Consider the following 23017-nt stretch of genomic DNA (forward strand, 5'->3'; position numbering starts at 1 on the left):
GTCGAACCCAAGAATCTGGTCGATCGTCCAAGAAATGCACCCGTCCGAGGGAACCCGGGACTAGGCACCGCCCTCCACGGTGGTCCATGATCGACGACGACGCCATCGCGGGCAGGGATGTCGTCGCCCCGACCGGATCCCCCTCGTCCCGTCCGGAGGTTCATCTGCCGTGCGAATCGGTGTGCAAGTACACGCAGCCCAGCCGGGCGACCTCGACAGCCTCGTCGCGCTCGTCCTGACCGCGCGTCAGGAGGCCGGAGTTGGTTCGCAGCTGTGCACGGACGACGCCGCGAGACTCCATGACCAGCTCGGCACGCTGCTCGGTGTCCCGGGTGGACGCGTCCTGCTGGCGCAGCTCGACGGCGAGCCCGCCGGCCTGATGCTCGGGCGGATCGTCGGGCCGGGTCCGTTCACGGACGTCGTCGCCATGGACCTCGAGGCCGTCTACGTGAAGCCGGACGCGCGGCGCCGTGGTCTGGGTCGTGCGCTGCTGCTCGCGGCGGTGTCGATGGCCGACGAGGCCGGGGCCACCGAGATCTACTCGTCGCCGCTCCCGGGCGCACGCGGCATGCAGCGCTTCCTCGCGCGGGTCGGCTTCGCACCGGCGGCGTCGCACCGCGCGGTGTCGACGGCTGCGCTGCAGCGGCGCCTCGCGCAGGACCACGCCCCGGGGACGGCGCGTCGGCTCGAGGACCTCATCGCCCGGCGACGACAGTCGCGCGGCGCGCGGCAGACCGCCGACGAGACGCCGGTGACCGTCGCGAAGGCCTCGAACGCCGATCAGTCGCGCAGCTCGATCACCATGCAGGTCAACCGGGCGGTGCAGAGCAACCGGCCGCCGTCGTCCTCGACCACGACCTGGTAGGTGGCCAGCCGGCCCCCGAGATGGATCGCCGTCGCCGTCCCGGTGACGAGACCTGAGCGTGCGGACCGGTGGTGCGTCGCGTTGATCTCGATCCCGACGGCTCCACGGCCCGGCCCCGCGTGCACCTGGGCAGCGTAGGAACCGAGGGTCTCGGCGAGCGCTGCTGACGCGCCGCCGTGCAGGAGCCCGTAGGGCTGTGTGTTCCCCTCGACGGGCATCGTCCCGACGGCCCGCGTCGCGGACAGCTCGGTCAGCTCGATGCCGAGGCGATGGATCAGTGTGCCGTCGATGGACGGGATGGCGGCGAGGGCATCGGTGTCGGACATGGCAGATAGGTTGACACCCGTGAGCGACGCATTGCCAGCGACCCTGGTTTCCACGGCGGAGACGACCCCCGCCCGACTCCTCCTGATCGACGGGCACTCGATGGCCTACCGGGCGTTCTTCGCGCTCCCGGTGGACAAGTTCGCGACGTCTGCGGGGGAGCCCACCAATGCCGTGTTCGGGTTCTTCTCGATGATCGCGAACCTGCTGCGCGACGAGGTGCCCACGCACGTCGCGGTCGCGTTCGACGCCGGTCGGACCACGTTCCGGACCGAGGTCTACGAGGAGTACAAGGGCAACCGCGACGCGACACCGGCGCCGTTCCGCGGCCAGGTCGACGTGATCCAGCGAGTGCTCGACACGATGCACATCCCGTACCTGTCCAAGGCCCAGTTCGAGGCCGACGACATCCTGGCGACGCTGTCCGTCCAGGCGCGCGCACAGGGCATGCAGGTGCTCATCTGCACGGGTGACCGCGACGCGCTGCAGCTGGTCAACGAGGACGTCACGGTGCTGTACCCGGTCAAGGGCGTCTCCGAGCTCGCCCGCATGACGCCTGCCGCGGTCGAGACCAAGTACGGCGTTCCTCCCGAGCGGTACCCCGACCTGGCGGCACTGGTGGGGGAGACGAGCGACAACCTGCCCGGCATCCCCGGCGTCGGACCCAAGACCGCCGCGAAGTGGATCGCGCAGTACGACGGGCTGCCCGGGATCCTCGCGTCCGCTGCGGACGTGCCGGGCAAGGCGGGCGAGTCGCTGCGCGACAACCTGGACCAGGTCGCGCTGAACCGTCAGCTCAACCGGCTGCTCACGGACGTCGAGCTGCCGCTCGGCCCCGAGGACCTGGCCGTCCGACCGTGGGACCGGCACGCGCTGCACGCGATCCTCGAGGAGCTGGAGTTCCGCGCGATCCGGGACCGCCTGTTCGCCATGCTGCCCGACGAGGGCGAGAACTCCGCGACCGCCGTGGCGGCCGCGTCGCTGAACCTCACGGTCCTGGGCACGGGCGAGCTCGCCGCCTGGCTCTCGGCACGCGCCGGGCAGCCGCTCGGCCTCGACATCCGCGGCTCCGGGGCACCGGTGCGCGGTGATGCGTGGGGGGTCGCCCTCGCGGACCAGGACGGCGAGGCAGCAGCCTTCGACCTCCAGCAGATCGATCCCGCGGACGAGGCTGCCCTCGCGGCGTGGCTCGCGGACGCGGACTCGCCCAAGGTCGTGCACGCGGCGAAGGAGGCCTGGCACGCTCTGGCCGGCCGCGGGTTGCCGATCGCCGGCGTCGTGTTCGACACCGAGCTTGCCGCCTACCTGTGCCAGCCCGACCGGCGGGCCTACGACCTCGCCGACCTCGCGATCGGGTACCTGAAGCGCGAGCTCGGTGCGACCGACGCCGACGACGGCGGCCAGGGGCTCCTCGACCTCGAGATCGACGGCACCGACGAGGGCCGACGCGCGGCCGTCCGTGCCGCGGCCGTGCGTGACCTCTCGGAGGTGCTCGGCGGCGAGATCACCGACCGCGGCGCAGCGGGGCTGCTCGCGGATCTCGAGCTGCCGCTGGTCGATGTCCTGGCCCGCATGGAGCACACGGGCATCGCGATCGACCAGCCGTACCTCAGCAGCCTGGAGAAGTCGTTCGACGCCACGGTGCAGGAGGCCGCTGCCGACGCGTATGCCGTGATCGGCCGCGAGGTGAACCTCGGCTCGCCCAAGCAGCTGCAAGAGGTCCTGTTCGACCAGCTGGGGATGCCCAAGACCAAGAAGAACAAGACCGGGTACACCACCGACGCGAACGCGCTGACGGACTTGTTCGCGCGCACCCAGCACCCGTTCCTGGAGCACCTGCTGGCCCACCGCGACGCCATCCGGCTGCGCCAGACCGTCGAGGGTCTGCTCCGGTCGATCGCGGCCGACGCCAGGATCCACACGACGTTCCAGCAGACGATCGCCGCGACCGGACGGCTCTCGTCGGCCGACCCGAACCTGCAGAACATCCCGATCCGCACGGAGGCGGGCCGCCAGATCCGGCGCGCGTTCGTCGTCGGCGACGGGTACGAGACGCTGCTCACGGCCGACTACTCGCAGATCGAGATGCGCATCATGGCGCACCTGTCCGGCGACGAGGGCCTGATCGAGGCCTTCCGCTCGGGCGAGGACCTGCACAGCTTCGTCGGGTCCCACGTCTTCGGCGTGCCGACGAGCGAGGTCACTCCCGCGATGCGCTCCAAGATCAAGGCGATGAGCTACGGGCTCGCCTACGGCCTGTCGGCGTACGGGCTCTCGCAGCAGCTCTCGATCGAGGTCTCCGAGGCCTCCGCCCTGATGCGCGACTACTTCGAGCGGTTCGGCGGTGTCCGCGACTACCTCACGGGCGTGGTCGGTCTCGCGCGGACGACCGGGTACACCGCGACGATCCTCGGCCGCCGTCGCTACCTGCCGGACCTGACGAGCGACAACCGTCAGCGGCGTGACATGGCTGAGCGCATGGCCCTCAACGCACCGATCCAGGGCAGCGCTGCCGACCTCATCAAGGTCGCGATGCTGGGCGTCGACCGGGAGATCACGCGGCGAGGACTCTCGTCGCGGATGCTGCTGCAGGTGCACGACGAGCTCGTGCTCGAGGTCGCGCCGGGAGAATGCGACGAGGTCGAGTCGCTCGTCCGCGAGCAGATGGGCGCAGCCGGCGACGGAGCCACCGACGGGCCGCTGGACGTGCCGCTCGACGTCACGGTCGGCGTCGGCGGGTCCTGGCACGACGCCGCGCACTGATCAGCAGGAACATCCCAGAGCCAGGAGATGGCCGTCGTGCACTGACCTCGTGACCTCGTGACCTCGTGACCTCGGGCGGTGGTGCTCGCGCGCTACCGCCCGAGGTGCGCGACGAAGATCGCGGTCCCGGGCAGCCTCGCACCGCGGACCGGACCCCAGCCGCCCCACGTCCGGTCGTGCCCGGCCGGCCACTCGGGCTCGACGAGCCGGTCCAGCACGAACCCGGCGGCTGTCAGCTCCGCGACGTGGTCGCCCAGCGTGCGGTGGTACTCCGCGTAGAGCACCGCGCCCGACTCGCCGATCTCCGCGTACGGCGTCCGGTCGAAGTAGGACCGTGTGGCGGTCAGCCCGCCTTCGCCGGGGTCGTCGGGGAACGCCCAGCGCACGGGGTGCGTCACGGCGAACACCCACCGGCCGCCCGGTCGCAGGACGCGGGCGACCGACGCGTGCACGCGGTCGGCGTCGGGAACGAACGGGAGGGCGCCGAACGCGGTGAAGGCGACGTCGAACGAGGCGTCGGCGAAGGGCAGGCGGCGGGCATCGGCCTGGACGAGCGGTGTGACGACCCCTGCCGCCTCGTCGTAGCGCGATCCCGCTGCCAGCATCCCGCCGGACACGTCCGTCGCGACGACCTCGACGCCCTGTTCCACGAGCCAGCGCGCGCACTGTGCAGCACCCGAGCCCACCTCGAGCACCCGTTGACCGGACAGGTCGCCCAGCAGCCCCGCGTCCGCCTCGCGCAGACCCTCCGGGCACCAGCAGAAGTCGGCAGGTCCGAGGAACGCGCCGTGCTCGTCCAGGTACTCCGTCGCGTTGGCGTCCCACCAACCGCGCCCGGCGGACCCTCCGGAGGACGGCGGGATGTCCAGGTAGCCGGCCTCGGCGAGCGGGTCGTCGGTCATGCGTCCAGTGTCGCGCGTCCATTAGGGGCGTAGGTCCGCAGACGGACGTACGGCGCCTGGCTAGGGTGGGCGTCACGGCAGCCCGACGATGCGCTCCGCACACCAAGTTCACCGAAGTTCAAAGGGAGTGCCCGTGCGAGTCGGACTGCTCACCGGAGGCGGCGACGTCCCCGGCCTCAACGCTGCGATCCGTGCTGTCGTCAAGCGCGGGGAAGGCGAGTACGGCCACTCCATCATCGGGTTCCGCAACGGGTGGCGCGGCGTGGTGGACGGGTTCAGCATCCCGCTCACGCGCCAGCACATCCGCAACCAGCTCGCCGTGGGCGGCACGTTGCTCGGCACGGCCCGCTACCACCCGCACGCGGACGACGGCGGACTCGACGCGGTGCTGTCGACGCTCGAGTCGGAGCGCATCGAGGTCCTCATCTGCATCGGCGGCGACGGCACGTTGCACGCCGCGAGCAAGGTGGCCGAGGCAGGCGTGCGCATCATCGCGATCCCGAAGACGATCGACAACGACGTGTGGGGCACCGACCAGTCGATCGGCTTCGACACCGCGGTGGGCATCGCGACGGAGGCGATCGACCGCATCCACACCACGGCGGAGAGCCACAACCGCGTCATGATCGTCGAGGTCATGGGCCGGCACGCGGGCTGGATCGCCACGACGTCGGGCATCGCCGGGGGAGCCGAGCTGGTCCTCGCACCCGAGGAGCCGTTCGACATCGACAAGATCGAGCGGTTCCTCAAGCACCGCCACCGTGCGCACGCCAGCTTCTCGATCATCGTCGTCGCCGAGGGCGCGGTCCCGGCGGAGGGCACGTCGATGCACTACGAGACGCAGGTCGGCAAGTTCGGCGACATCGTCGCGGGAGCGATCGGCGAGCGGCTCAAGGCCGAGATCGAGCAGCGGACCGGCTTCGACACCCGGACCGTCGTGCTCGGGCACGTGCAGCGCGGCGGGATCCCGTCCCACGTCGACCGGATCCTCGGGTCGCGGTTCGGTGTTGCGGCCATCGACGCAGCCAGCGAGGGGCAGTCGAACGTCATGACGGCGCTGCGGGGCGAGTCCGTGCAGATGGTCTCGTTGGACGAGGTCGCAGGCAAGGTCAAGTACGTCCCGGAGGAGCTGCTCGCCGTGGCGCGAGCGCTGGGATGAGAGTCGGCTTCGACGCCCGGCCGACGCTTTGACCAGTCCATCCTCGCGCAGATAGGGTAGACGGCGGTGCCGCGCGCCTTGTTGCGACGGCTCATCCCGAACGTACTGCTCGTACGTGGATCGGATTCGCACTCGTGCGAGCCGGCCGGGGACGCCCCTCTTCACGTGGTCACCGCCTGAACCGAACCGTGCCACCCGGCACAAATTTCTTGTCCGTACAACTTCCCTGTCCGCATCGGAGCCCATCCCTACATGAGCATCACCACCCCCGCGAAGCCCGCCACGCCGCAGGTCGCGATCAACGACATCGGCTCGGCCGAGGACTTCCTCGCCGCGATCGACGCCACCATCAAGTACTTCAACGATGGCGACATCGTCGAGGGCACCATCGTCAAGGTCGACCGCGACGAGGTCCTTCTCGACATCGGTTACAAGACCGAGGGCGTCATCCCGTCCCGTGAGCTGTCCATCAAGCACGACGTGGACCCCGGAGACGTTGTCAAGGTCGGCGACGCAGTCGAGGCCCTCGTCCTCCAGAAGGAGGACAAGGAAGGCCGGCTGATCCTGTCCAAGAAGCGCGCACAGTACGAGCGCGCCTGGGGCACGATCGAGAAGATCAAGGAAGAGGACGGCGTCGTCACCGGCACCGTCATCGAGGTCGTCAAGGGCGGCCTCATCCTCGACATCGGCCTGCGCGGCTTCCTGCCCGCGTCGCTGGTGGAGATGCGTCGCGTCCGCGACCTCCAGCCGTACGTCGGCAAGGAGATCGAGGCCAAGATCATCGAGCTCGACAAGAACCGCAACAACGTGGTCCTGTCGCGCCGTGCCTGGCTCGAGCAGACGCAGTCCGAGGTGCGCTCCACCTTCCTGCAGACGCTGCAGAAGGGTCAGGTCCGCCCCGGCGTCGTGTCCTCGATCGTCAACTTCGGTGCGTTCGTCGACCTGGGTGGCGTGGACGGGCTCGTGCACGTCTCCGAGCTGTCCTGGAAGCACATCGACCACCCGTCCGAGGTCGTCGAGGTCGGCCAGGAGGTCACCGTCGAGGTTCTCGACGTCGACTTCGACCGCGAGCGTGTCTCCCTGTCGCTGAAGGCGACGCAGGAGGACCCGTGGCAGGCATTCGCCCGCACGCACGCCATCGGCCAGGTCGTCCCGGGCAAGGTCACCAAGCTGGTTCCGTTCGGTGCGTTCGTGCGCGTCGAGGACGGCATCGAGGGCCTCGTGCACATCTCGGAGCTGGCCGTGCGCCACGTCGAGATCCCGGAGCAGGTCGTCCAGGTGGGCGACGACGTCTTCGTCAAGGTCATCGACATCGACCTCGAGCGTCGCCGCATCTCGCTCTCGCTGAAGCAGGCGAACGAGGGCTTCGACCCGACGAGCGACGACTTCGACCCCGCGCTGTACGGCATGGCGGCGGAGTACGACGAGGCCGGCAACTACAAGTACCCCGAGGGCTTCGACCCGGCCACGAACGAGTGGCTCGAGGGCTTCGAGGCACAGCGCGAGGTGTGGGAGGCGCAGTACGCGCAGGCCCACGAGCGCTGGGAGGCGCACCGCAAGCAGGTCGCCGACGCCGCGAAGGCCGACGCCGAGGCTGCTCTCACGGCTGCCGAGGGTGGGGCGACGGCGACGTCCTCCTCGTCCTCGTCCTCCGCGGGTCCGGTTCCCTCCTCGTACTCGTCGAGCACCGAGGAGGCCGCGGGCACGCTCGCGTCCGACGAGGCGCTCGCCGCTCTGCGCGAGAAGCTCACGGGCAACTGATCCCAGCTGCTCACTGACGGGCCGGTCACCTTCGGGTGGCCGGCCCGTTCGCTCTGCCCCTGAGCGGATCGGCCGGCGTCCGGCAAGATGGACGGATGCAACGCATCGGACTCACAGGCGGGATCGCGGCTGGCAAGTCCGTCGCGGCACGGCGACTGGCCGAGCTCGGGGCGGTGGTGATCGACTCCGACGTGCTGGCGCGGCAGGCGGTCGCGCCCGGATCGGTGGGACTCGACGCCGTCGTCGAGGAGTTCGGTGACACGGTCCTCGCGCCCGACGGCTCGCTCGACCGAGGCGCCTTGGCACGGATCGTCTTCAGCGACCCCGCGGCTCGTGCACGGCTCGACGCGATCGTCCACCCCATCGTGCGGCGCCTCTCCGCGGAGCAGTCTGCCGCCGCCGCCGCTGCCGACCACGGTGCGGTCGTCGTGCACGACATCCCGCTGCTGGTCGAGACCGGGCAGGCGGAGGACTTCCACGTGCTCGTCGTCGTCGACGCTCCCGCACTGCTGCGGGTCGAGCGCCTGGTCCGGCTGCGAGGGATGGATCGTGCCGCCGCGGAGGCCCGCGTGGGCGCACAGGCGTCCGACGCCGAGCGGCTTGCGGTTGCCGACGTCGTGCTCGACGGGACAGGGAGCGACGACGACCTTCGCCTTCAGGTGGACGAGCTGTGGGAGCGCCTCGCTGTCGAGCGGGACGACGAGCTCGCCGCAGAGAAGCCGTGATCCTGCTGACGGGGTTCGAGCCGTTCGAGGGTCAGGCCGAGAACGCCTCGTGGCTGGCCGTGCGGGAGGTCGCCGCCGCCTGGGACGGGGAGCCGCTCGAGATCCGCGAGCTGCCGGTCTCCTTCCGCGGCGCGCGCCAGGTGCTGCGGACCGCCGTCGCCGAGCTGTCGCCGACGCTGGTGATCGGTGTGGGTGAGGCGAGCGGCCGCACCGCTGTGGGCATCGAGCGGGTCGCGGTGAACCTCATCGACGCGCGCATCCCCGACAACGACGGCTCCGCACCCGTCGACGTCCCGGTCATCGCGGGCGCGCCCGATGCGTTCTTCTCGACGCTGCCGGTCAAGGCGGCACTGGCAGCGGCTGGTGCCACGGACGTGCCTGTGGAGGTGTCCTACTCCGCGGGCACCTACGTGTGCAACGCAACCTTCTACGCGCTGCAGCACCTGCTGGCGTCCCGGCCGGAGGTCCGAAGCGGCTTCGTGCACGTCCCCAGGACCGGGCTGTCGACCCAGCAGGCGGCGACCGCCCTGACGGCAGTCCTGCGCGCCTGCGTCGCGACCACGGACGATCTCTCGCTGTCGGCGGGCACGCTGTCCTGAGACCTGACCGGAGCACGTGTCGGTGGGGGAACGTACGGTTGTCGCATGCGTCCCGTCACCGATCTGCAGCGGACCGTCGCCCCGTTCGAGGTCATCTCCGACTACACACCGTCGGGTGACCAGCCGAAGGCGATCAAGGAGCTCGCCGCGCGCATCAACGCCGGCGAGAAGGACGTCGTCCTTCTCGGTGCGACCGGCACGGGCAAGTCGGCGACGACTGCCTGGCTGATCGAGAAGCTGCAGCGCCCGACCCTCGTCATGGCGCCCAACAAGACCCTCGCTGCTCAGCTGGCCACGGAGTTCCGCGAGCTGCTGCCGAACAACGCGGTCGAGTACTTCGTCTCGTACTACGACTACTACCAGCCCGAGGCGTACATCGCGCAGACGGACACCTACATCGAGAAGGACTCGTCGATCAACGACGAGGTGGAGCGCCTGCGGCACTCGGCCACGAGCTCGTTGCTGACACGGCGTGACGTGATCGTCGTGGCCTCGGTGAGCTGCATCTACGGCCTGGGAACCCCGCAGGAGTACGTCGACCGGATGGTCGCCCTGTCGGTCGGCGACCGGGTGGACCGGGACCAGCTGCTGCGGCAGTTCGTCACCATGCAGTACACGCGCAACGACATGGCGTTCACCCGCGGGACGTTCCGCGTCCGCGGCGACACGGTCGAGATCATCCCGGTGTACGAGGAGCTCGCGATCCGCATCGAGTTCTTCGGCGACGAGATCGAGGCGATCGCGACGCTGCACCCGCTCACCGGCGACGTCGTGCGCGCAGAGAACCAGATCCACATCTTCCCGGCCACGCACTACGTTGCCGGCCCGGAACGCATGGAGCGCGCGATCGCCGGCATCGAGGTCGAGCTCGAGGACCGGCTGGCCGAGCTCGAACGACAGGGCAAGCTGCTCGAGGCCCAGCGTCTGCGCATGCGCACCACGTACGACGTCGAGATGATGCGCCAGATCGGCTCGTGCTCTGGCATCGAGAACTACTCGCGACACATCGACGGCCGCTCGTCCGGCACCGCGCCCAACACGTTGCTCGACTACTTCCCCGAGGACTTCCTGCTGGTCATCGACGAGTCGCACGTGACCGTGCCGCAGATCGGGGCGATGTTCGAGGGAGACATGTCGCGCAAGAGGGCGCTCGTGGACCACGGGTTCCGGCTGCCCAGTGCCACGGACAACCGGCCGTTGCGGTGGGAGGAGTTCGTCGAGCGGATCGGCCAGACCGTCTACCTGTCGGCCACGCCCGGCAACTACGAGATGTCGATCTCCGACGGCTTCGTCGAGCAGATCATCCGGCCGACCGGTCTGGTCGACCCGCAGGTCGTCGTGAAGCCGACCCACGGTCAGATCGACGACCTGCTCGGAGAGATCCACGACCGCGTCGAGAAGGACGAGCGGGTCCTCGTGACCACCCTCACCAAGAAGATGGCCGAGGACCTCACTGACTACTTCCTCGAGAAGGGCGTGCGGGTCCGCTACCTGCACTCCGAGGTGGACACGCTGCGGCGCGTCGAGCTCCTGCGGGAGCTCCGGATGGGCGAGTACGACGTGCTCGTCGGGATCAACCTGTTGCGAGAGGGCCTCGACCTGCCCGAGGTATCGCTCGTGGCGATCCTCGACGCGGACAAGGAGGGCTTCCTACGCTCGGGACGGTCGCTGATCCAGACGATCGGTCGCGCGGCCCGCAACGTCTCCGGCGAGGTCCACATGTACGCCGACCGCATCACGGACGGCATGGCGCAGGCGCTCGACGAGACCAACCGGCGGCGCGAGCGGCAGATCGCCTACAACCTCGAGCACGGGATCGACCCGACGCCGCTGCGCAAGAAGATCAACGACATCACCGACCTGCTGAACCGCGAGGACGCCGACACCGCCGAGCTGCTCGGGGGCGGAGGCCGGCAGACCAGCCGCGGCAAGGCGCCGGTGCCGGGTTTCGGGTCGAAGGGCAAGCCGCGTGACGAGCGCACCCGTCTGACGGGTGCCGCGGCGGGCGAGCTCGCGGACCTGATCCAGCAGCTGTCCGACCAGATGCACGCTGCGGCGGGGGAGCTGCAGTTCGAGCTCGCTGCGCGTCTGCGGGACGAGATCTCGGGCATGAAGAAGGAGCTGCGCCAGATGCAGGCCGCCACGGCCTGAGAGGAGTGGGGATGGCTGTCGAGGTCCAGGTGACGTTCGACGCTGGGGACGCCGAGGCGCTCGGACGGTTCTGGATCGAGGTTCTGGGGTACGTGCAGCAACCGCCACCTGACGGGCACGCGACCTGGGCCGAGTTCCTGGCGTCGGTGGGCGCACCCGAGGAGAACCTGTTCGCGGCGATCGACCCGGACGGAGTCGGGCCTCGGCTCCTCTTCCAAGGGGTGCCCGAGGGCAAGACGGCGAAGAACCGCGTGCATCTCGACGTGAACGTCGCCGCGAAGATCGCACCGCCGGACAGGGCCGCCTTCGTCCGGGCGCGGGCGGACGAGCTCGAGGCGCTCGGCGCGACGCAGCTCCAGGTTTTCGAGGGGCAGGAGGGGCCGGACAGCTTCTGGATCGTCATGGCCGACCCGGAGGGGAACGAGTTCTGCCTGCAGTGAGGCCGAGCGGGGTCGTGGACGTCACGGAGCCGGTGCAGATCACGTGCCCTATGCTTGCGCTCGTTGAAGGGGAGTACCCCAGACACGATCACGTCGTCATCACGGACCTGTCCGCACGGGGCCCGGCGCGATCGGTCCGCACCACGCTGAGCGTGCGGGCGGGGGAGACCTTCGGTCACGATGTTCTCGTACCGGAGGTATATCCATGGACGTGTCCGGCTGGGTCTGGGCAGGTACGGCGGTCTTCGTCGTCGGTCTGATCGTCTTCGACTTCTACGCCCACGTCCGCACGCCGCACGAGCCCACGTTCTCCGAGTCGGTCAAGTGGTCGATCTTCTACATCGCCATCGCGCTCGTGTTCGGGGTGGGGCTCGGGATCGTCTGGGGCTGGGACTTCGGCACGCAGTATTTCGCCGGGTACATCACCGAGAAGAGCCTGTCGGTCGACAACCTCTTCGTCTTCCTCATCATCATGACGAAGTTCGCGGTGCCGCGGATCTACCAGCAGAAGGTCCTCCTGGTCGGCGTGGTCATCGCGCTGGTGCTGCGGACGATCTTCATCCTGCTCGGCGCCGCGGCGATCGAGCAGTTCTCCTGGGTCTTCTACATCTTCGGCGCGTTCCTCGTGTACACGGCGGTCAAGCTGGCCCGCGAGCACCACGACAAGGAGCACGAGCCGAAGGACGAGCCCGACGGCATCGCCGTGCGGATGCTCAAGAAGGTCCTCCCGACCACGGAGGAGTATCACGGCGACCGGCTGAGCGTGCGGATCGACGGCAAGAGACTCTTCACGCCGATGCTCGTCGTGATGGTGGCGATCGGGTCGACCGACCTGTTGTTCGCTCTCGACTCGATTCCTGCGATCTACGGGCTGACCGACGAGGCCTTCATCGTCTTCACTGCGAACGCGTTCGCACTGCTCGGCCTGCGGCAGCTGTACTTCCTCATCGGCGGCCTCCTGAACCGCCTGGTCTACCTCTCGCAGGGTCTCGCCGTGATCCTCGGCTTCATCGGCGTCAAGCTCGTCCTGCACGCGCTGCACGTCAACGAGCTGCCGTTCATCAACGGTGGCGAGCCTGTGGAGTGGGCCCCCGAGATCCCGATCTGGGCGTCGCTGATCTTCATCCTCGGCACGCTCGCCGTGGCAACTGTCGCGAGCCTGATCAAGACCCGGAACGACGTGCGCGCCGTTCCCTCGAACGAGAGCTGACAGCAACACGTGGACGTCACACCCCTGATCTGGGCGGTCTCGCTCGGCCTCGTCGGCGCGCTGCTCGTCGTCGACGTCGCCGTCGTCGCCCGGCGACCGCACATCCCGACCGCCGCCGAGTGCGTCCGGTACCTCGCGTTCTACATCGGCCTCGCGCTGGCCTTCGGGCTGTTTGTGTGGGCCTGGTCGGGCGCCGACTACGCCGGTCAGTTCTACGCCGGGTGGCTCACCGAGTACTCCCTGTCGGTGGACAACCTGTTCGTGTTCCTGCTGATCATGGGCAAGTTCGCGGTGCCCCGGCAGTACCAGCAGACCGCTCTGCTCGTCGGCATCATCCTGGCGCTGATCTTCCGCGGCGTCTTCATCTGGGCCGGCGGCGCGGTCATCGAGGCGTTCAGCTGGGTCTTCTACCTGTTCGGCGCGTTCCTCGTGTACACGGCCGTGAAGGTGGGGAGCGAGGGTGCGTCGGGCGACGACGAGTTCAAGCCGCCGCTCCTGCTTCGCCTGGTCCAGCGCTGGCTGCCGGCCACCGACCAGTACCACGGCGTGAAGCTGACCATCGTGGAGAACGGTCGCCGTCTGGTGACCCCGATGCTCATCGTCCTCGTCGCGCTGGGCGCCACGGACCTGCTGTTCGCGTTCGACTCCATCCCCGCGATCTTCGGGCTGACCAGCGAGCCGTACCTCGTGCTCATGGCCAACCTGTTCGCACTCATGGGCCTGCGGCAGCTCTACTTCCTGCTGGGCGACCTGCTCAAGCGGCTCGTGTACCTGAACATCGGCCTCGCGTTCCTGCTCGGCTTCATCGGCTTCAAGCTGATCTTCCACGCACTGGCGGAGAACGAGCTGCCCTTCATCAACGGCGGCGAACCGGTGCCGTGGGCCCCCGAGATCCCGACCTGGATGTCCCTGGCGGCGATCGTGATCATCCTGGGCGTGACCACGATCGCGAGCCTGTGGAAGTCCCGTCGGGACGCGGCGAGAGAGACGTCAGGCGCTCCAGGGTCCGAGGACGACGTCCCACTCGCGGACGTCCGTCTCGGCGATGACGCCCTCCACGGCGAAGGGGTCGGCGGCGAGGAGCGCGTCGAGCTCGGCCCGATCGTCGGTGCTGAAGACGAGCAGCGCACCGGCCACCCCGTCGACGAACGGCCCTGAGCCGAGCAACGAGCTCTGCCCGACGAGGTAGGCACGGTGCGAGGGGCGGACCGCGTCGCGGACGTCGTCCTTGGCCAGGTCGTAGGTGTAGCGGACGGCATAGGTAGGCATGGTCGACATCCTGCCCGACACGGGTGGCACAGTGTCGTTCATGGCACGAACGCTGCAGACCCTCCTGTCCGACGACCTGCTCGAGCGCATCCACGAACGCGCGCCCGGGCACGACCGGGACAACACGTTCCCGCACGACGACCTCGCCGACCTGGTCGCCGTCGGGTACCTGAAGGCCTTCGTGCCCGAGCGGCTGGGCGGCGCCGGACTGTCTCTCGAGGAGGTGGCGCGCGAGCAGGTGCGGCTCGCCGCTGCGGCGCCGGCCACCGCTCTCGCCGTGAACATGCACCTCGTCGTCACGGGACTCGCGGCGCTCCTGGTGGGCAGGGGTGACGATTCCGTGGAGTTCATCCTGCGGGATGCGGCGGCGGGGGAGATCTTCGCGTTCGGCAACTCGGAGGCGGGCAACGACCTCGTGATGTTCGGGTCGCGGACGCGGGCCGAGCGGCAGGACGACGGCGGCTACCGCTACTACGGGACCAAGATCTTCACGTCCCTCTCGCCCGTGTGGACCAGGCTCGCCACCTTCGGCCTCGACGAGTCCGACCTGCAGAACCCACGGCTCGTGCACGGTGTCGTCTCGCGCGCCGACGGGGGAGTCGAGTCGCGCGACGACTGGGACACGATCGGCATGCGGGCGACCCAGTCGGCGACGACCGTGCTGGACGGGGCGTTCGCGCCCGCCGACCAGGTCTACCGCTCGCTTCCGCCAGGCCCGAGCGCGGACCCGTTCGTCTTCGCTCTGTTCGCGGTGTTCGAGATCCTGCTCGGCGCCGTCTACACCGGGATCGGCCGACGGGCGATCGAGCTCGGTGTCGCCGCAGCCCGGCGGCGCACCTCCCTGAAGTACGAAGGGCGGGCGTACGCGCAGGACCCCGACATCAGGTGGCGGATCGCGGACGCGGTGCTCGCGCAGGACGGTGCCGAGCTGCAGGTGTTCGCGCTCGCGCGGGACGTCGACGAGCAGGTCGACCACGGCGCACGCTGGTTCGCTCAGCTGGTCGGGCTCAAGGTCCGGGCGACCGAGTCGGCCCGGGTGGTCGTCGACCACGCGATCCGGGTCTCGGGTGGCGGCACGTACTTCAGCGGCAACGAGCTGGGCCGGCTGTACCGCGACGTGCTGGCGGGAATCTTCCACCCATCCGACGACGAGTCGGCGCACGCGACCGTGGCGACGTCGGTGCTCGGAGCGCCGGAGGTCTGACGTGGAGATGCCCGACTCGCTCGACCTACCGGTCGGGCGCCTGCGCGCACTGGAGCCGTCGGACTGGCGGTTGGACCACGCCTTGTCGCGCGTTCCTGACGTGCCGAGGTGGACGTACTACCCGGCTGACGTCAGCGAGCGTGAGGCTCGGGAGCGCGTCGCGCGGAGCATCGCGCTGTGCACGGACGGACGCGGTGGGCGGTTCGTCGTCGAGGTGGGCGGTCGGATGGTGGGGACGATCGGGTTCTCGCTCCGGGTGGACGGCCCGTACCTGTACTACGCGTTCCTCCCGGAGGGACGCGGCCAGGGCGTGGCGACGGCGGCGGTCGCGGCGCTCACGGGCTGGGCGTTCGCGCACCGCGCCGCGGAGGTGCACGCTCTGACGATGGTGGGCAACGACGCGAGCGAACGGGTCCTGGAACGGGCCGCGTTCGTCCGCGTCGGCATGGACGTCGAGCCCGGCGGTGCCACCGTGAACCGCTGGGTTACGCGTCCGTAACTTACGGATCCGTAGGTTAGGGTGGGCCAGTGACAACCGGGCAGCCTCCGCACGACGTGACCATCCCCGACGAGGCCCTCGGAGCAGCGCTGGACCGAGCCGCCGTCCGATGCCCCGACCGGGTTGCCGTCGACTTCCTCGGCGAGCAGACGACGTACTCCGAGCTGGCGGACGCGGTGGCCCGAGGATCTCAGGTGCTGCTCGACCTGGGCGTCCAGCCGGGGGACCGGGTCGCATTGGCCATCCCGAACTGCACGGCCCACGTCGTCGCGTTCTATGCGGTCCTGCGCATCGGCGGCGTCGTGGTCGAGCACAACCCGACGTACACGCCAGGCGAGCTCGCGCACCAGCTGGCCGACTCCGGTGCGGTCGTCGCGCTCGTCTGGGACAAGACCGTTCCAGCCGTCCTCTCGTCGCTCACGAAGACCAGGCTCCGGGCGGTCATCGCGGTCGATCTCACGTCCGACCTGCCGCGCTCGAGCCGGTGGAAGCTGCGGCTGCCGGTCCAGCGCGCGCGCAAGCTCCGTGCCGCCATGCGGGGTCCGCTCCCGCCGGCGTTCCCGGTGTGGCACCGCCTCGTCGCCAAGGCGGACCCGATCGACCCGTCGCACCCCGCGCCCGCGTCGACCGACCTCGCGCTCCTGCAGTACACGGGCGGGACCACGGGCACCCCGAAGGGCGCGATGCTCACGCACCGCAACCTCGTCGCCAATGCCCTGCAGGGCCAGGCCTGGACCGCGGCCGAGCTCGACACCGAGGTCGTCTACGGGATTCTTCCGTTCTTCCACGCGTTCGGGCTGACGCTCTGCCTGAGCTACGCGATGCGCGTCGGCGCGACGCTCGTCGCGTTCCCGTCGTTCGACCCGGCACTCGTCCTCGCGGCCCAGAAGCGACTGCCCGGCACATTCCTCCCGGCCGTGCCGCCCATGCTCGACCGGCTGGCCGCAGCAGCCAAGCCCGGTGAGCTCGGGTCGTTCCGCTACGCGATCTCCGGTGCGATGGCGTTGCCCCCGGCGACCGCCCAGCGGTGGGAGGACGCGACCGGAGGGCTGGTGATCGAGGGGTACGGGATGACGGAGACGTCGCCGGTCGCGCTCGGCAACCCGCTCACCGACGACCGCCGCCCGGGCACGCTCGGGCTCCCCTTCCCGAGCACGCAGATCCGCGTGGTCGACCCGGCCGACCCGTCGGTCGACGTGCCGCAGGGCGAACGGGGCGAGCTGCTGATCCGCGGGCCCCAGGTGTTCGCCGGCTACTGGCAGCGTCCGGAGGAGACGGCGGAGCAGCTTCTCGACGGCGGCTGGCTGCGCACGGGGGACGTCGTGACGGTCGACGACACGGGGTGGGTCGTGCTCGTGGACCGGCTCAAGGAGCTCATCGTCAGCGGCGGCTTCAAGGTGTACCCGTCGCAGGTCGAGGACGGGCTCCGGTTGATGCCCGGGATCGCTGACGTCGCGGTGGTCGGGGTCCCCGGCGGCGACCTGGGCGAGACGGTCGTCGCGGCCGTCGTGCTGGAACCGGGTGCGACCGGCGTCGACGTCGAGTCGGTGCGGACGTGGTGCGAGCAGTGGGTCGCGCGGTACGCGCTGCCGCGCAGGCTCGTCGTGCTCGACGCGCTCCCGCGTTCACAGGTGGGCAAGGTCCTGCGGCGGCAGGTGCGCGACGTGGTGCTCGCGCTCTAGGTCACCAGCCGCGGGCGCGCCACTCGTCCAGGTGCGGACGCTCGGCGCCGAGCGTGGTCGCACGTCCGTGGCCCGGGTACACCGCGGTGTCGTCGTCGAACCGGTCGAACACGCGGTCCGTGAGGTCCGTCATCAAGGACGCGAACGCGTCGGGCGACCGCGTCGCGCCAGGTCCGCCGGGGAAGAGCGAGTCGCCCGTGAACAGGTGCACCGGGCCCTCTGGTTCGCGGTACGCGATCGCGATGGAGCCTGGCGTGTGCCCCCGCAGCGCGACGACCTCGAGGTTCACGTGCCCGAAGGTGACGACGTCGCCGTGGTGCAGCCTCCGGCTGACGGGTATGTCCGTCGCCTCACGGATGGCGTCGGCATCGTCGGCTCCGGCGAGCGAGGGTGCTCCCGTGACGGCGACGACCGAGGCGAGCGCCCGGTGGTGGTCGGCGTGCCGGTGGGTCGTCACGACGGCGTCGAGGCGTGCCGACCCTGACCCTTCCTGCAGCAGGGCGACCAGGCGCTCGGGCTCGTCGGCGGCGTCGACGAGAAGCTGAGCGCCACCTCGGCGCTCCGTCAGCAGGTAGGCGTTGTTGTCCATCGGCCCCACCGCGAGGGTCCGGATCACCAGCTCGTCGAGCGTGATCACGAGCCGGCCGCCCGTCGTGCGACGGCCAGGTCGTGGCTGTGAACCGCTCGGACGAGTGCGAGGTGGGACAGCGCCTGCGGCATGTTGCCGGCCATCCGGCGGCCGACCGGGTCGTACTGCTCCGCGAGGAGGCCGACGTCGTTCGCGAGGCCCGTCAGGATGTCGAGCACCTCGGTCGACCCGTCGACGTCGCCCACGCGGGCGAGAGCGTCCGCGAGCCAGAACGAGCAGGCCAGGAACGCGTGCTCGTCGCCGGCGACGCCGTCGTCGGTCCTGGCGACCGGATACCGACGAAGGAGGCCCGGGGAGACCTCGAGATCGGCGCGGATCGCGGCGACCGTGCTCCGGATGCGGGGGTCGTCCGAGGGCAGGAACCCGACCTGGGCCATCTGCAGGAGCGCGGCGTCGGTGTGCGTGGCCCCGTACGACTGCACGAACGTCTCCCGGCCGGCGTCCCACGCATGGGCCAGCACGTCGGCGTGGATCGCGTCGCGCTCGGCCCGCCATCGGTCCAGCGGCGCGCTGAGCCCGTAGTTCTCGGCTGCACGGACACCGCGGTCCACGGCGGCCCAGGCCATGACCTTCGAGTGGGTGAAGTGCTGCGGATCGCCGCGGACCTCCCAGATGCCGCGGTCCGGCTCGCGCCAGTGCTCCAGCAGGTTGTCGACGAGCTGTCGTTGCAGGGACCACGAGTCGTCGTCCTCGGCCAGACCGGCATCCCGCGCCAGCTCGAGCGCGCACATCACCTCGCCCAGGACGTCGTTCTGCATCTGCTCGACCGCCGCGTTGCCGACTCTCACCGGCGTGCTGCCGGCGTACCCGGGCAGGTGGTCGAGCACCCGCTCCGGCAACCTTCGACCACCATCGACCCGGTACATGATCTGCAGGTCGTCCGCGTTCCCGGCGACCGCGCGAAGCAGCCACCCGCGCCAGTCCGTGGCCTCCTCGTCGTACCCGTGCTCGAGGAGGGCCTCGAGCGTCATCGCCGCGTCTCGCAGCCAGCAGTAGCGGTAGTCCCAGTTGCGTTCGCCCCCGAAGTCCTCGGGCAAGGACGTGGTCGCGGCCGCCACGATGCCTCCGGTCTGCTGGTCCGTGAGCAGGCGCAGGACCAGCAGCGAACGCACGACGGCTTCCCGGTAGGAGCCCTTGTAGTGGGAGCTGCGTGCCCACAGCCCCCAGGCGATACGCGTCCGGTCCAGACGGTCGGGGATGGACAGCCGAGGTGGCACAGGCAACCAGGAGCGGATCCAGGTGAGGGCGAGCTCGACGTGCTCGCCCTCGTGCAGGGTGAACCTGTCGGCGTGCCGGTGGTCGTGAGCCGCGGGCAGCCGGTTCCCACGCAGCAGGAGCGAGTCAGGTCCGGCGATCGCCCGGATCGTGTCCGCGCCGTCCGGGTCGGTCACGTGGTGCACCCACGGCTCGACCGCTCCGTACCCGAACCGCACGATCCACTCGTGCTCTACCTCGACGCTGCCGCGCGTGCACTCGAGCCGACGGACGATGTCGGAGCGGCCGTCGTTGAGCGGCATGGTCTCGAGCGCGACGGCGGTGCCCATGGGTGTCTCGTACGTCGTCTCCAGCACGAACGAGTCGTCGAGGTAGCGGCGGGTGACGCGCTCGGCGCCCCGGACGGTGAGAAGCCACCGCCCGTTGTCCGGGGTGCCGAGGAGCCGGGCGAAGCACGCGTCCGAGTCGTACGACGGCAGGCACATCCAGTCGATCGATCCGCGCCTGCTCACGAGGACCGCGGTCGAGCCGTCCCCGAGCACCGCGTACTCCTCGATGGGCACGAGCGCAGGGTCGTCGATGACCGTCATGGCGTGAGCATGGCAACCCAGCGGCGGCACGTCGAGCGGTGCACGCATGTGTGTCGGCTCACGTCGAACAGATGTGCGATTGTCAGTGGTCCGACGTAGACTCCCGGGCGTGAACGAACGTCTGGTGGTGCAGGGCGCCCGCGAGCACAACCTCCGCAACGTCGACCTCGATCTCCCGCGCGACAAGCTCATCGTGTTCACCGGGCTGTCGGGGTCGGGCAAGTCGTCGTTGGCGTTCGACACCATCTTCGCGGAGGGTCAGCGGCGCTACGTCGAGTCGCTGTCCGCCTACGCGCGCCAGTTCCTCGGGCAGATGGACAAGCCCGACGTCGACTTCATCGAGGGCCTCTCGCCCGCGGTGTCGATCGACCAGAAGTCGACCAACCGGAACCCGCGGTCGACGGTCGGCACGATCACCGAGGTCTACGACTACCTGCGCCTGCTCTTCGCTCGCGCGGGCACCCAGTACTGCCCGGTGTGCGGCGAGCGCGTGACCGCGCAGACGCCCCAGCAGATCGTCGACCGGCTGCTTGAGCTGCCCGAGGGCACGCGCTACCAGGTGCTCGCGCCGGTCGTCCGCGGTCGTAAGGGTGAGTACGCCGACCTGTTCAAGGAGCTGCAGAGCAAGGGCTTCGCCCGCGCCCGTGTCGACGGCGAGGTCATCCAGCTCACGGAGCCGCCGACGCTCGAGAAGAAGCTCAAGCACGACATCGAGGTGGTCATCGACCGTCTCGTCTCGCGCGAGGGTGTGCAGCGTCGCCTCACCGACTCGGTCGAGACCGCGCTCGGACTCGCAGGTGGCCTGCTCGTCGTCGAGCTCGTCGACGCCGACATCGACGACCTGTCCCGCGAGCGGCGGTTCTCCGAGCACCGCGCGTGCCCGAACGACCACGTGCTCGCGCTCGACGAGATCGAGCCGCGCACGTTCTCCTTCAACGCGCCCTACGGCGCCTGCCCGGAGTGCACCGGCCTCGGCTCCAAGCTCGAGGTGGACCCCGACCTGGTGGTCCCCGACGAGGACCTGTCGCTGGACGACGGCGCGATCGCCCCCTGGGCGCAGATCTCGAGCGAGTACTTCGGCCGGGTGCTGACCGCGCTGGCGTCGGACATGGGCTTCTCGACGTCCGTGCCGTGGCGGGCGCTCCCGCAGCGTGCCCGGGACGCGGTGCTGCACGGCCAGAACCACGAGGTGAAGGTCCGCTACAAGAACCGGTGGGGCCGCGAGCGGCAGTACTCGACCGGGTTCGAGGGCGTGATCACGTTCCTGGAGCGTCGGCACAACGAGACCGACTCGGAGTGGAGCAAGGAGAAGTACGAGGCCTACATGCGCGAGGTCCCGTGCCCCGTGTGCGGCGGCGCCCGTCTCAAGCCCGAGGTGCTCGCGGTCCGCGTCGGCGGTCGGTCGATCGCCGAGGTCTGCGCCCTGCCCATCCGCGAGGCGCGCGCGTTCCTCGACACCCTCGAGCTCGGTGAGCGCGAGCGTGCGATCGCGACGCAGGTGCTCAAGGAGATCCAGGCGCGGCTCGGCTTCCTGCTCGACGTGGGACTCGACTACCTCTCGCTCATGCGCCCGGCCGGCACGCTGTCCGGCGGCGAGGCGCAGCGCATCCGGCTCGCGACGCAGATCGGCTCGGGCCTGGTCGGCGTGCTGTACGTCCTCGACGAGCCGTCGATCGGGCTGCACCAGCGGGACAACCGGCGGCTCATCGAGACGCTCACGCGTCTGCGCGACCTGGGGAACACCCTGATCGTGGTCGAACACGACGAGGACACCATCCGGACCGCCGACTGGATCGTCGACATCGGCCCGGGCGCCGGCGAGCACGGCGGTCGCGTCGTGCACTCCGGCGACCTGGAGGGTCTTCTCGCCTCACCGGAGTCGGTCACGGGTGCGTACCTCTCCGGCCGCCGCACGATCCCGATGCCTCAGGTCCGTCGGCCGATCGACAAGAAGCGCCAGGTCACGGTCGTCGGGGCTCGTGAGCACAACCTGCAGGGGATCGACGTGTCGTTCCCGCTCGGGACGCTGACCGCGGTCACCGGGGTGTCTGGCTCGGGCAAGTCGACGCTCGTGAACCACATCCTCTACACGGTCATGGCGAACGAGCTCAACGGTGCGCGCCAGGTCGCCGGCCGGCACAAGCGGGTGACCGGTCTGGAGCACCTGGACAAGGTCGTGCACGTCGACCAGGGCCCGATCGGACGTACGCCGCGGTCCAACCCGGCGACGTACACGGGCGTCTGGGACCACGTGCGCCGGCTGTTCGCCGAGACCACCGAGGCCAAGGTCCGCGGCTACACGCCCGGCCGGTTCTCGTTCAACGTCAAGGGCGGTCGCTGCGAGGCGTGCTCGGGCGACGGCACGCTCAAGATCGAGATGAACTTCCTGCCGGACGTCTACGTCCCGTGCGAGGTGTGCCACGGCGACCGCTACAACCGCGAGACGCTCGAGGTCCACTTCAAGGGCAAGACCGTGGCGGACGTCCTGGCGATGCCTATCGAGGAGGCGGCAGAGTTCTTCGCGGCGGTGCCCGCGATCTCGCGGCACCTGCGGACCCTCGTCGACGTCGGTCTCGGTTACGTGCGTCTGGGCCAGCCCGCACCGACGCTCTCCGGCGGCGAGGCCCAGCGCGTGAAGCTGGCCGCCGAGCTGCAGCGCCGGTCGACGGGTCGGACCATCTACGTGCTCGACGAGCCGACGACGGGTCTGCACTTCGAGGACATCCGCAAGCTGCTCGGGGTGCTGCAGTCGCTGGTCGACAAGGGCAACTCGGTCATCGTGATCGAGCACAACCTCGACGTCATCAAGAACGCGGACTGGGTCATCGACATGGGCCCCGAGGGTGGCAGCGGTGGCGGTCTGGTGATCGCCGAGGGGACGCCGGAGCAGATCGCCCTGTCGCCGGACTCGCACACGGGCCGCTTCCTCGCCGAGGTGCTCGAGCCGGTCGCGGAGCGCGTCTCAGCCTGAGCCAGTTCGGGTTCGACTCCGGTCCAGATCCCCACAGGG

18 protein-coding genes and 1 pseudogene are annotated in these 23017 nt (G+C 69.9%); 14 read left to right on the forward strand and 5 right to left on the reverse strand.

Annotated features, from left to right (window positions below):
- Positions 1-169: 169 nt before the first annotated feature.
- Complete coding sequence (locus tag AC1DPN_RS14165; RefSeq protein WP_477085404.1) at positions 170-865, forward strand: N-acetyltransferase family protein; 696 nt, start codon at positions 170-172, stop codon at positions 863-865.
- Here the strand turns inward: AC1DPN_RS14165 and AC1DPN_RS14170 are convergent.
- Positions 781-1191 (reverse strand): PaaI family thioesterase, encoded by a 411-nt coding sequence (locus AC1DPN_RS14170; protein ID WP_477085405.1) that lies wholly within the window; start codon positions 1189-1191, stop codon positions 781-783. The genes AC1DPN_RS14165 and AC1DPN_RS14170 overlap by 85 nt on opposite strands.
- Between AC1DPN_RS14170 and polA the strand changes: the two genes are divergently transcribed.
- Entirely contained in the window at positions 1190-3952 is a 2763-nt protein-coding gene (gene polA / locus AC1DPN_RS14175) for a DNA polymerase I (protein ID WP_477085406.1), read from the forward strand. The two genes, AC1DPN_RS14170 and polA, sit on opposite strands and share 2 nt — an antisense overlap.
- 92 nt (positions 3953-4044) lie before the next feature.
- Here polA and AC1DPN_RS14180 read toward each other — a convergent pair whose 3' ends face one another.
- Complete coding sequence (locus tag AC1DPN_RS14180; protein WP_477085407.1) at positions 4045-4854, reverse strand: class I SAM-dependent methyltransferase; 810 nt, start codon at positions 4852-4854, stop codon at positions 4045-4047.
- Between the two features lie 133 nt (positions 4855-4987).
- Here AC1DPN_RS14180 and AC1DPN_RS14185 point away from each other — a divergent pair, with 133 nt between their 5' ends.
- The 8 genes from AC1DPN_RS14185 (at position 4988) to AC1DPN_RS14220 (ending at position 14057) form a co-directional block, all read left to right on the forward strand.
- Positions 4988-6013 carry a 6-phosphofructokinase gene (locus AC1DPN_RS14185; RefSeq protein ID WP_477085408.1) on the forward strand — a complete coding sequence of 342 codons (1026 nt, stop codon included), beginning with the start codon at positions 4988-4990 and terminating at the stop codon, positions 6011-6013.
- Positions 6014-6265: 252 nt separating this feature from the next.
- Positions 6266-7774 carry a 30S ribosomal protein S1 gene (rpsA, locus tag AC1DPN_RS14190; RefSeq protein ID WP_426595633.1) on the forward strand — a complete coding sequence of 503 codons (1509 nt, stop codon included), beginning with the start codon at positions 6266-6268 and terminating at the stop codon, positions 7772-7774.
- A gap of 95 nt (positions 7775-7869) precedes the next feature.
- Entirely contained in the window at positions 7870-8499 is a 630-nt protein-coding gene (gene coaE, locus AC1DPN_RS14195; RefSeq protein WP_477085409.1) for a dephospho-CoA kinase, read from the forward strand.
- Positions 8496-9098 carry a pyroglutamyl-peptidase I gene (locus tag AC1DPN_RS14200; RefSeq protein WP_477085410.1) on the forward strand — a complete coding sequence of 201 codons (603 nt, stop codon included), beginning with the start codon at positions 8496-8498 and terminating at the stop codon, positions 9096-9098. The genes coaE and AC1DPN_RS14200 overlap by 4 nt, the downstream gene beginning before the upstream one ends.
- Positions 9099-9143: 45 nt before the next feature.
- On the forward strand, positions 9144-11249 hold the full coding sequence (gene uvrB / locus AC1DPN_RS14205) for an excinuclease ABC subunit UvrB (RefSeq protein WP_477085411.1): 2106 nt from the start codon (positions 9144-9146) through the stop codon (positions 11247-11249).
- 11 nt (positions 11250-11260) lie between these two features.
- Entirely contained in the window at positions 11261-11689 is a 429-nt protein-coding gene (locus AC1DPN_RS14210) for a VOC family protein (RefSeq protein WP_477085412.1), read from the forward strand.
- 205 nt (positions 11690-11894) lie between these two features.
- Positions 11895-12899 carry a TerC family protein gene (locus AC1DPN_RS14215; protein WP_477085413.1) on the forward strand — a complete coding sequence of 335 codons (1005 nt, stop codon included), beginning with the start codon at positions 11895-11897 and terminating at the stop codon, positions 12897-12899.
- Between the two features lie 9 nt (positions 12900-12908).
- Positions 12909-14057 carry a TerC family protein gene (locus tag AC1DPN_RS14220; RefSeq protein ID WP_477085414.1) on the forward strand — a complete coding sequence of 383 codons (1149 nt, stop codon included), beginning with the start codon at positions 12909-12911 and terminating at the stop codon, positions 14055-14057.
- Here the strand turns inward: AC1DPN_RS14220 and AC1DPN_RS14225 are convergent.
- Positions 13980-14258: pseudogene (locus AC1DPN_RS14225) on the reverse strand (YciI family protein); the annotation flags it as partial. The gene AC1DPN_RS14220 and the pseudogene AC1DPN_RS14225 overlap by 78 nt on opposite strands.
- Here AC1DPN_RS14225 and AC1DPN_RS14230 point away from each other — a divergent pair.
- The 3 genes from AC1DPN_RS14230 to AC1DPN_RS14240 are packed head-to-tail and all read left to right on the forward strand — an operon-like array spanning position 14209 to position 17553.
- The gene (locus AC1DPN_RS14230) at positions 14209-15372 is read left to right on the forward strand and encodes an acyl-CoA dehydrogenase family protein (RefSeq protein WP_477085415.1); all 1164 of its coding nucleotides are present in this window, start codon (positions 14209-14211) and stop codon (positions 15370-15372) included. The pseudogene AC1DPN_RS14225 and the gene AC1DPN_RS14230 sit on opposite strands and share 50 nt — an antisense overlap.
- Before the next feature lie 7 nt (positions 15373-15379).
- Positions 15380-15871, forward strand: a complete 492-nt coding sequence (locus tag AC1DPN_RS14235; RefSeq protein WP_477085473.1) for a GNAT family N-acetyltransferase — start codon at positions 15380-15382, stop codon at positions 15869-15871.
- Positions 15872-15900: 29 nt separating this feature from the next.
- On the forward strand, positions 15901-17553 hold the full coding sequence (locus tag AC1DPN_RS14240) for an AMP-binding protein (RefSeq protein ID WP_477085416.1): 1653 nt from the start codon (positions 15901-15903) through the stop codon (positions 17551-17553).
- Between the two features lies 1 nt (position 17554).
- Here AC1DPN_RS14240 and AC1DPN_RS14245 read toward each other — a convergent pair whose 3' ends face one another.
- Both AC1DPN_RS14245 and AC1DPN_RS14250 read right to left on the reverse strand, forming a co-directional pair.
- On the reverse strand, positions 17555-18190 hold the full coding sequence (locus tag AC1DPN_RS14245; RefSeq protein ID WP_477085417.1) for an MBL fold metallo-hydrolase: 636 nt from the start codon (positions 18188-18190) through the stop codon (positions 17555-17557).
- Positions 18187-20007: a glycoside hydrolase family 15 protein gene (locus tag AC1DPN_RS14250; protein WP_477085418.1), complete on the reverse strand. Its 1821-nt coding sequence runs from the start codon at positions 20005-20007 to the stop codon at positions 18187-18189. The genes AC1DPN_RS14245 and AC1DPN_RS14250 overlap by 4 nt, the downstream gene beginning before the upstream one ends.
- Positions 20008-20116: 109 nt before the next feature.
- On the opposite strand from AC1DPN_RS14250, the gene uvrA reads away from it, so the two are divergent.
- A complete protein-coding gene (gene uvrA, locus AC1DPN_RS14255; RefSeq protein ID WP_477085419.1) occupies positions 20117-22978 on the forward strand; it encodes an excinuclease ABC subunit UvrA in 2862 nt (953 codons plus the stop codon).
- Positions 22979-23017: the final 39 nt, after the last annotated feature.

The sequence above is a fragment of the Cellulomonas sp. P4_H4 genome (assembly GCF_056400865.1).

What these genes read in the sequence shown, in the direction of transcription:
- polA (WP_477085406.1), top strand. Translation starts at nt 1,190, where the DNA reads ATGGCAGATAGGTTGACACCCGTGAGCGACGCATTGCCAGCGACCCTG.
- AC1DPN_RS14170 (WP_477085405.1), bottom strand. Translation starts at nt 1,191, where the DNA reads ATGTCCGACACCGATGCCCTCGCCGCCATCCCGTCCATCGACGGCACA.
- AC1DPN_RS14180 (WP_477085407.1), bottom strand. Translation starts at nt 4,854, where the DNA reads ATGACCGACGACCCGCTCGCCGAGGCCGGCTACCTGGACATCCCGCCG.
- rpsA (WP_426595633.1), top strand. Translation starts at nt 6,266, where the DNA reads ATGAGCATCACCACCCCCGCGAAGCCCGCCACGCCGCAGGTCGCGATC.
- coaE (WP_477085409.1), top strand. Translation starts at nt 7,870, where the DNA reads ATGCAACGCATCGGACTCACAGGCGGGATCGCGGCTGGCAAGTCCGTC.
- uvrB (WP_477085411.1), top strand. Translation starts at nt 9,144, where the DNA reads ATGCGTCCCGTCACCGATCTGCAGCGGACCGTCGCCCCGTTCGAGGTC.
- AC1DPN_RS14210 (WP_477085412.1), top strand. Translation starts at nt 11,261, where the DNA reads ATGGCTGTCGAGGTCCAGGTGACGTTCGACGCTGGGGACGCCGAGGCG.
- AC1DPN_RS14215 (WP_477085413.1), top strand. Translation starts at nt 11,895, where the DNA reads ATGGACGTGTCCGGCTGGGTCTGGGCAGGTACGGCGGTCTTCGTCGTC.
- AC1DPN_RS14230 (WP_477085415.1), top strand. Translation starts at nt 14,209, where the DNA reads ATGGCACGAACGCTGCAGACCCTCCTGTCCGACGACCTGCTCGAGCGC.
- AC1DPN_RS14235 (WP_477085473.1), top strand. Translation starts at nt 15,380, where the DNA reads ATGCCCGACTCGCTCGACCTACCGGTCGGGCGCCTGCGCGCACTGGAG.
- AC1DPN_RS14250 (WP_477085418.1), bottom strand. Translation starts at nt 20,007, where the DNA reads ATGACGGTCATCGACGACCCTGCGCTCGTGCCCATCGAGGAGTACGCG.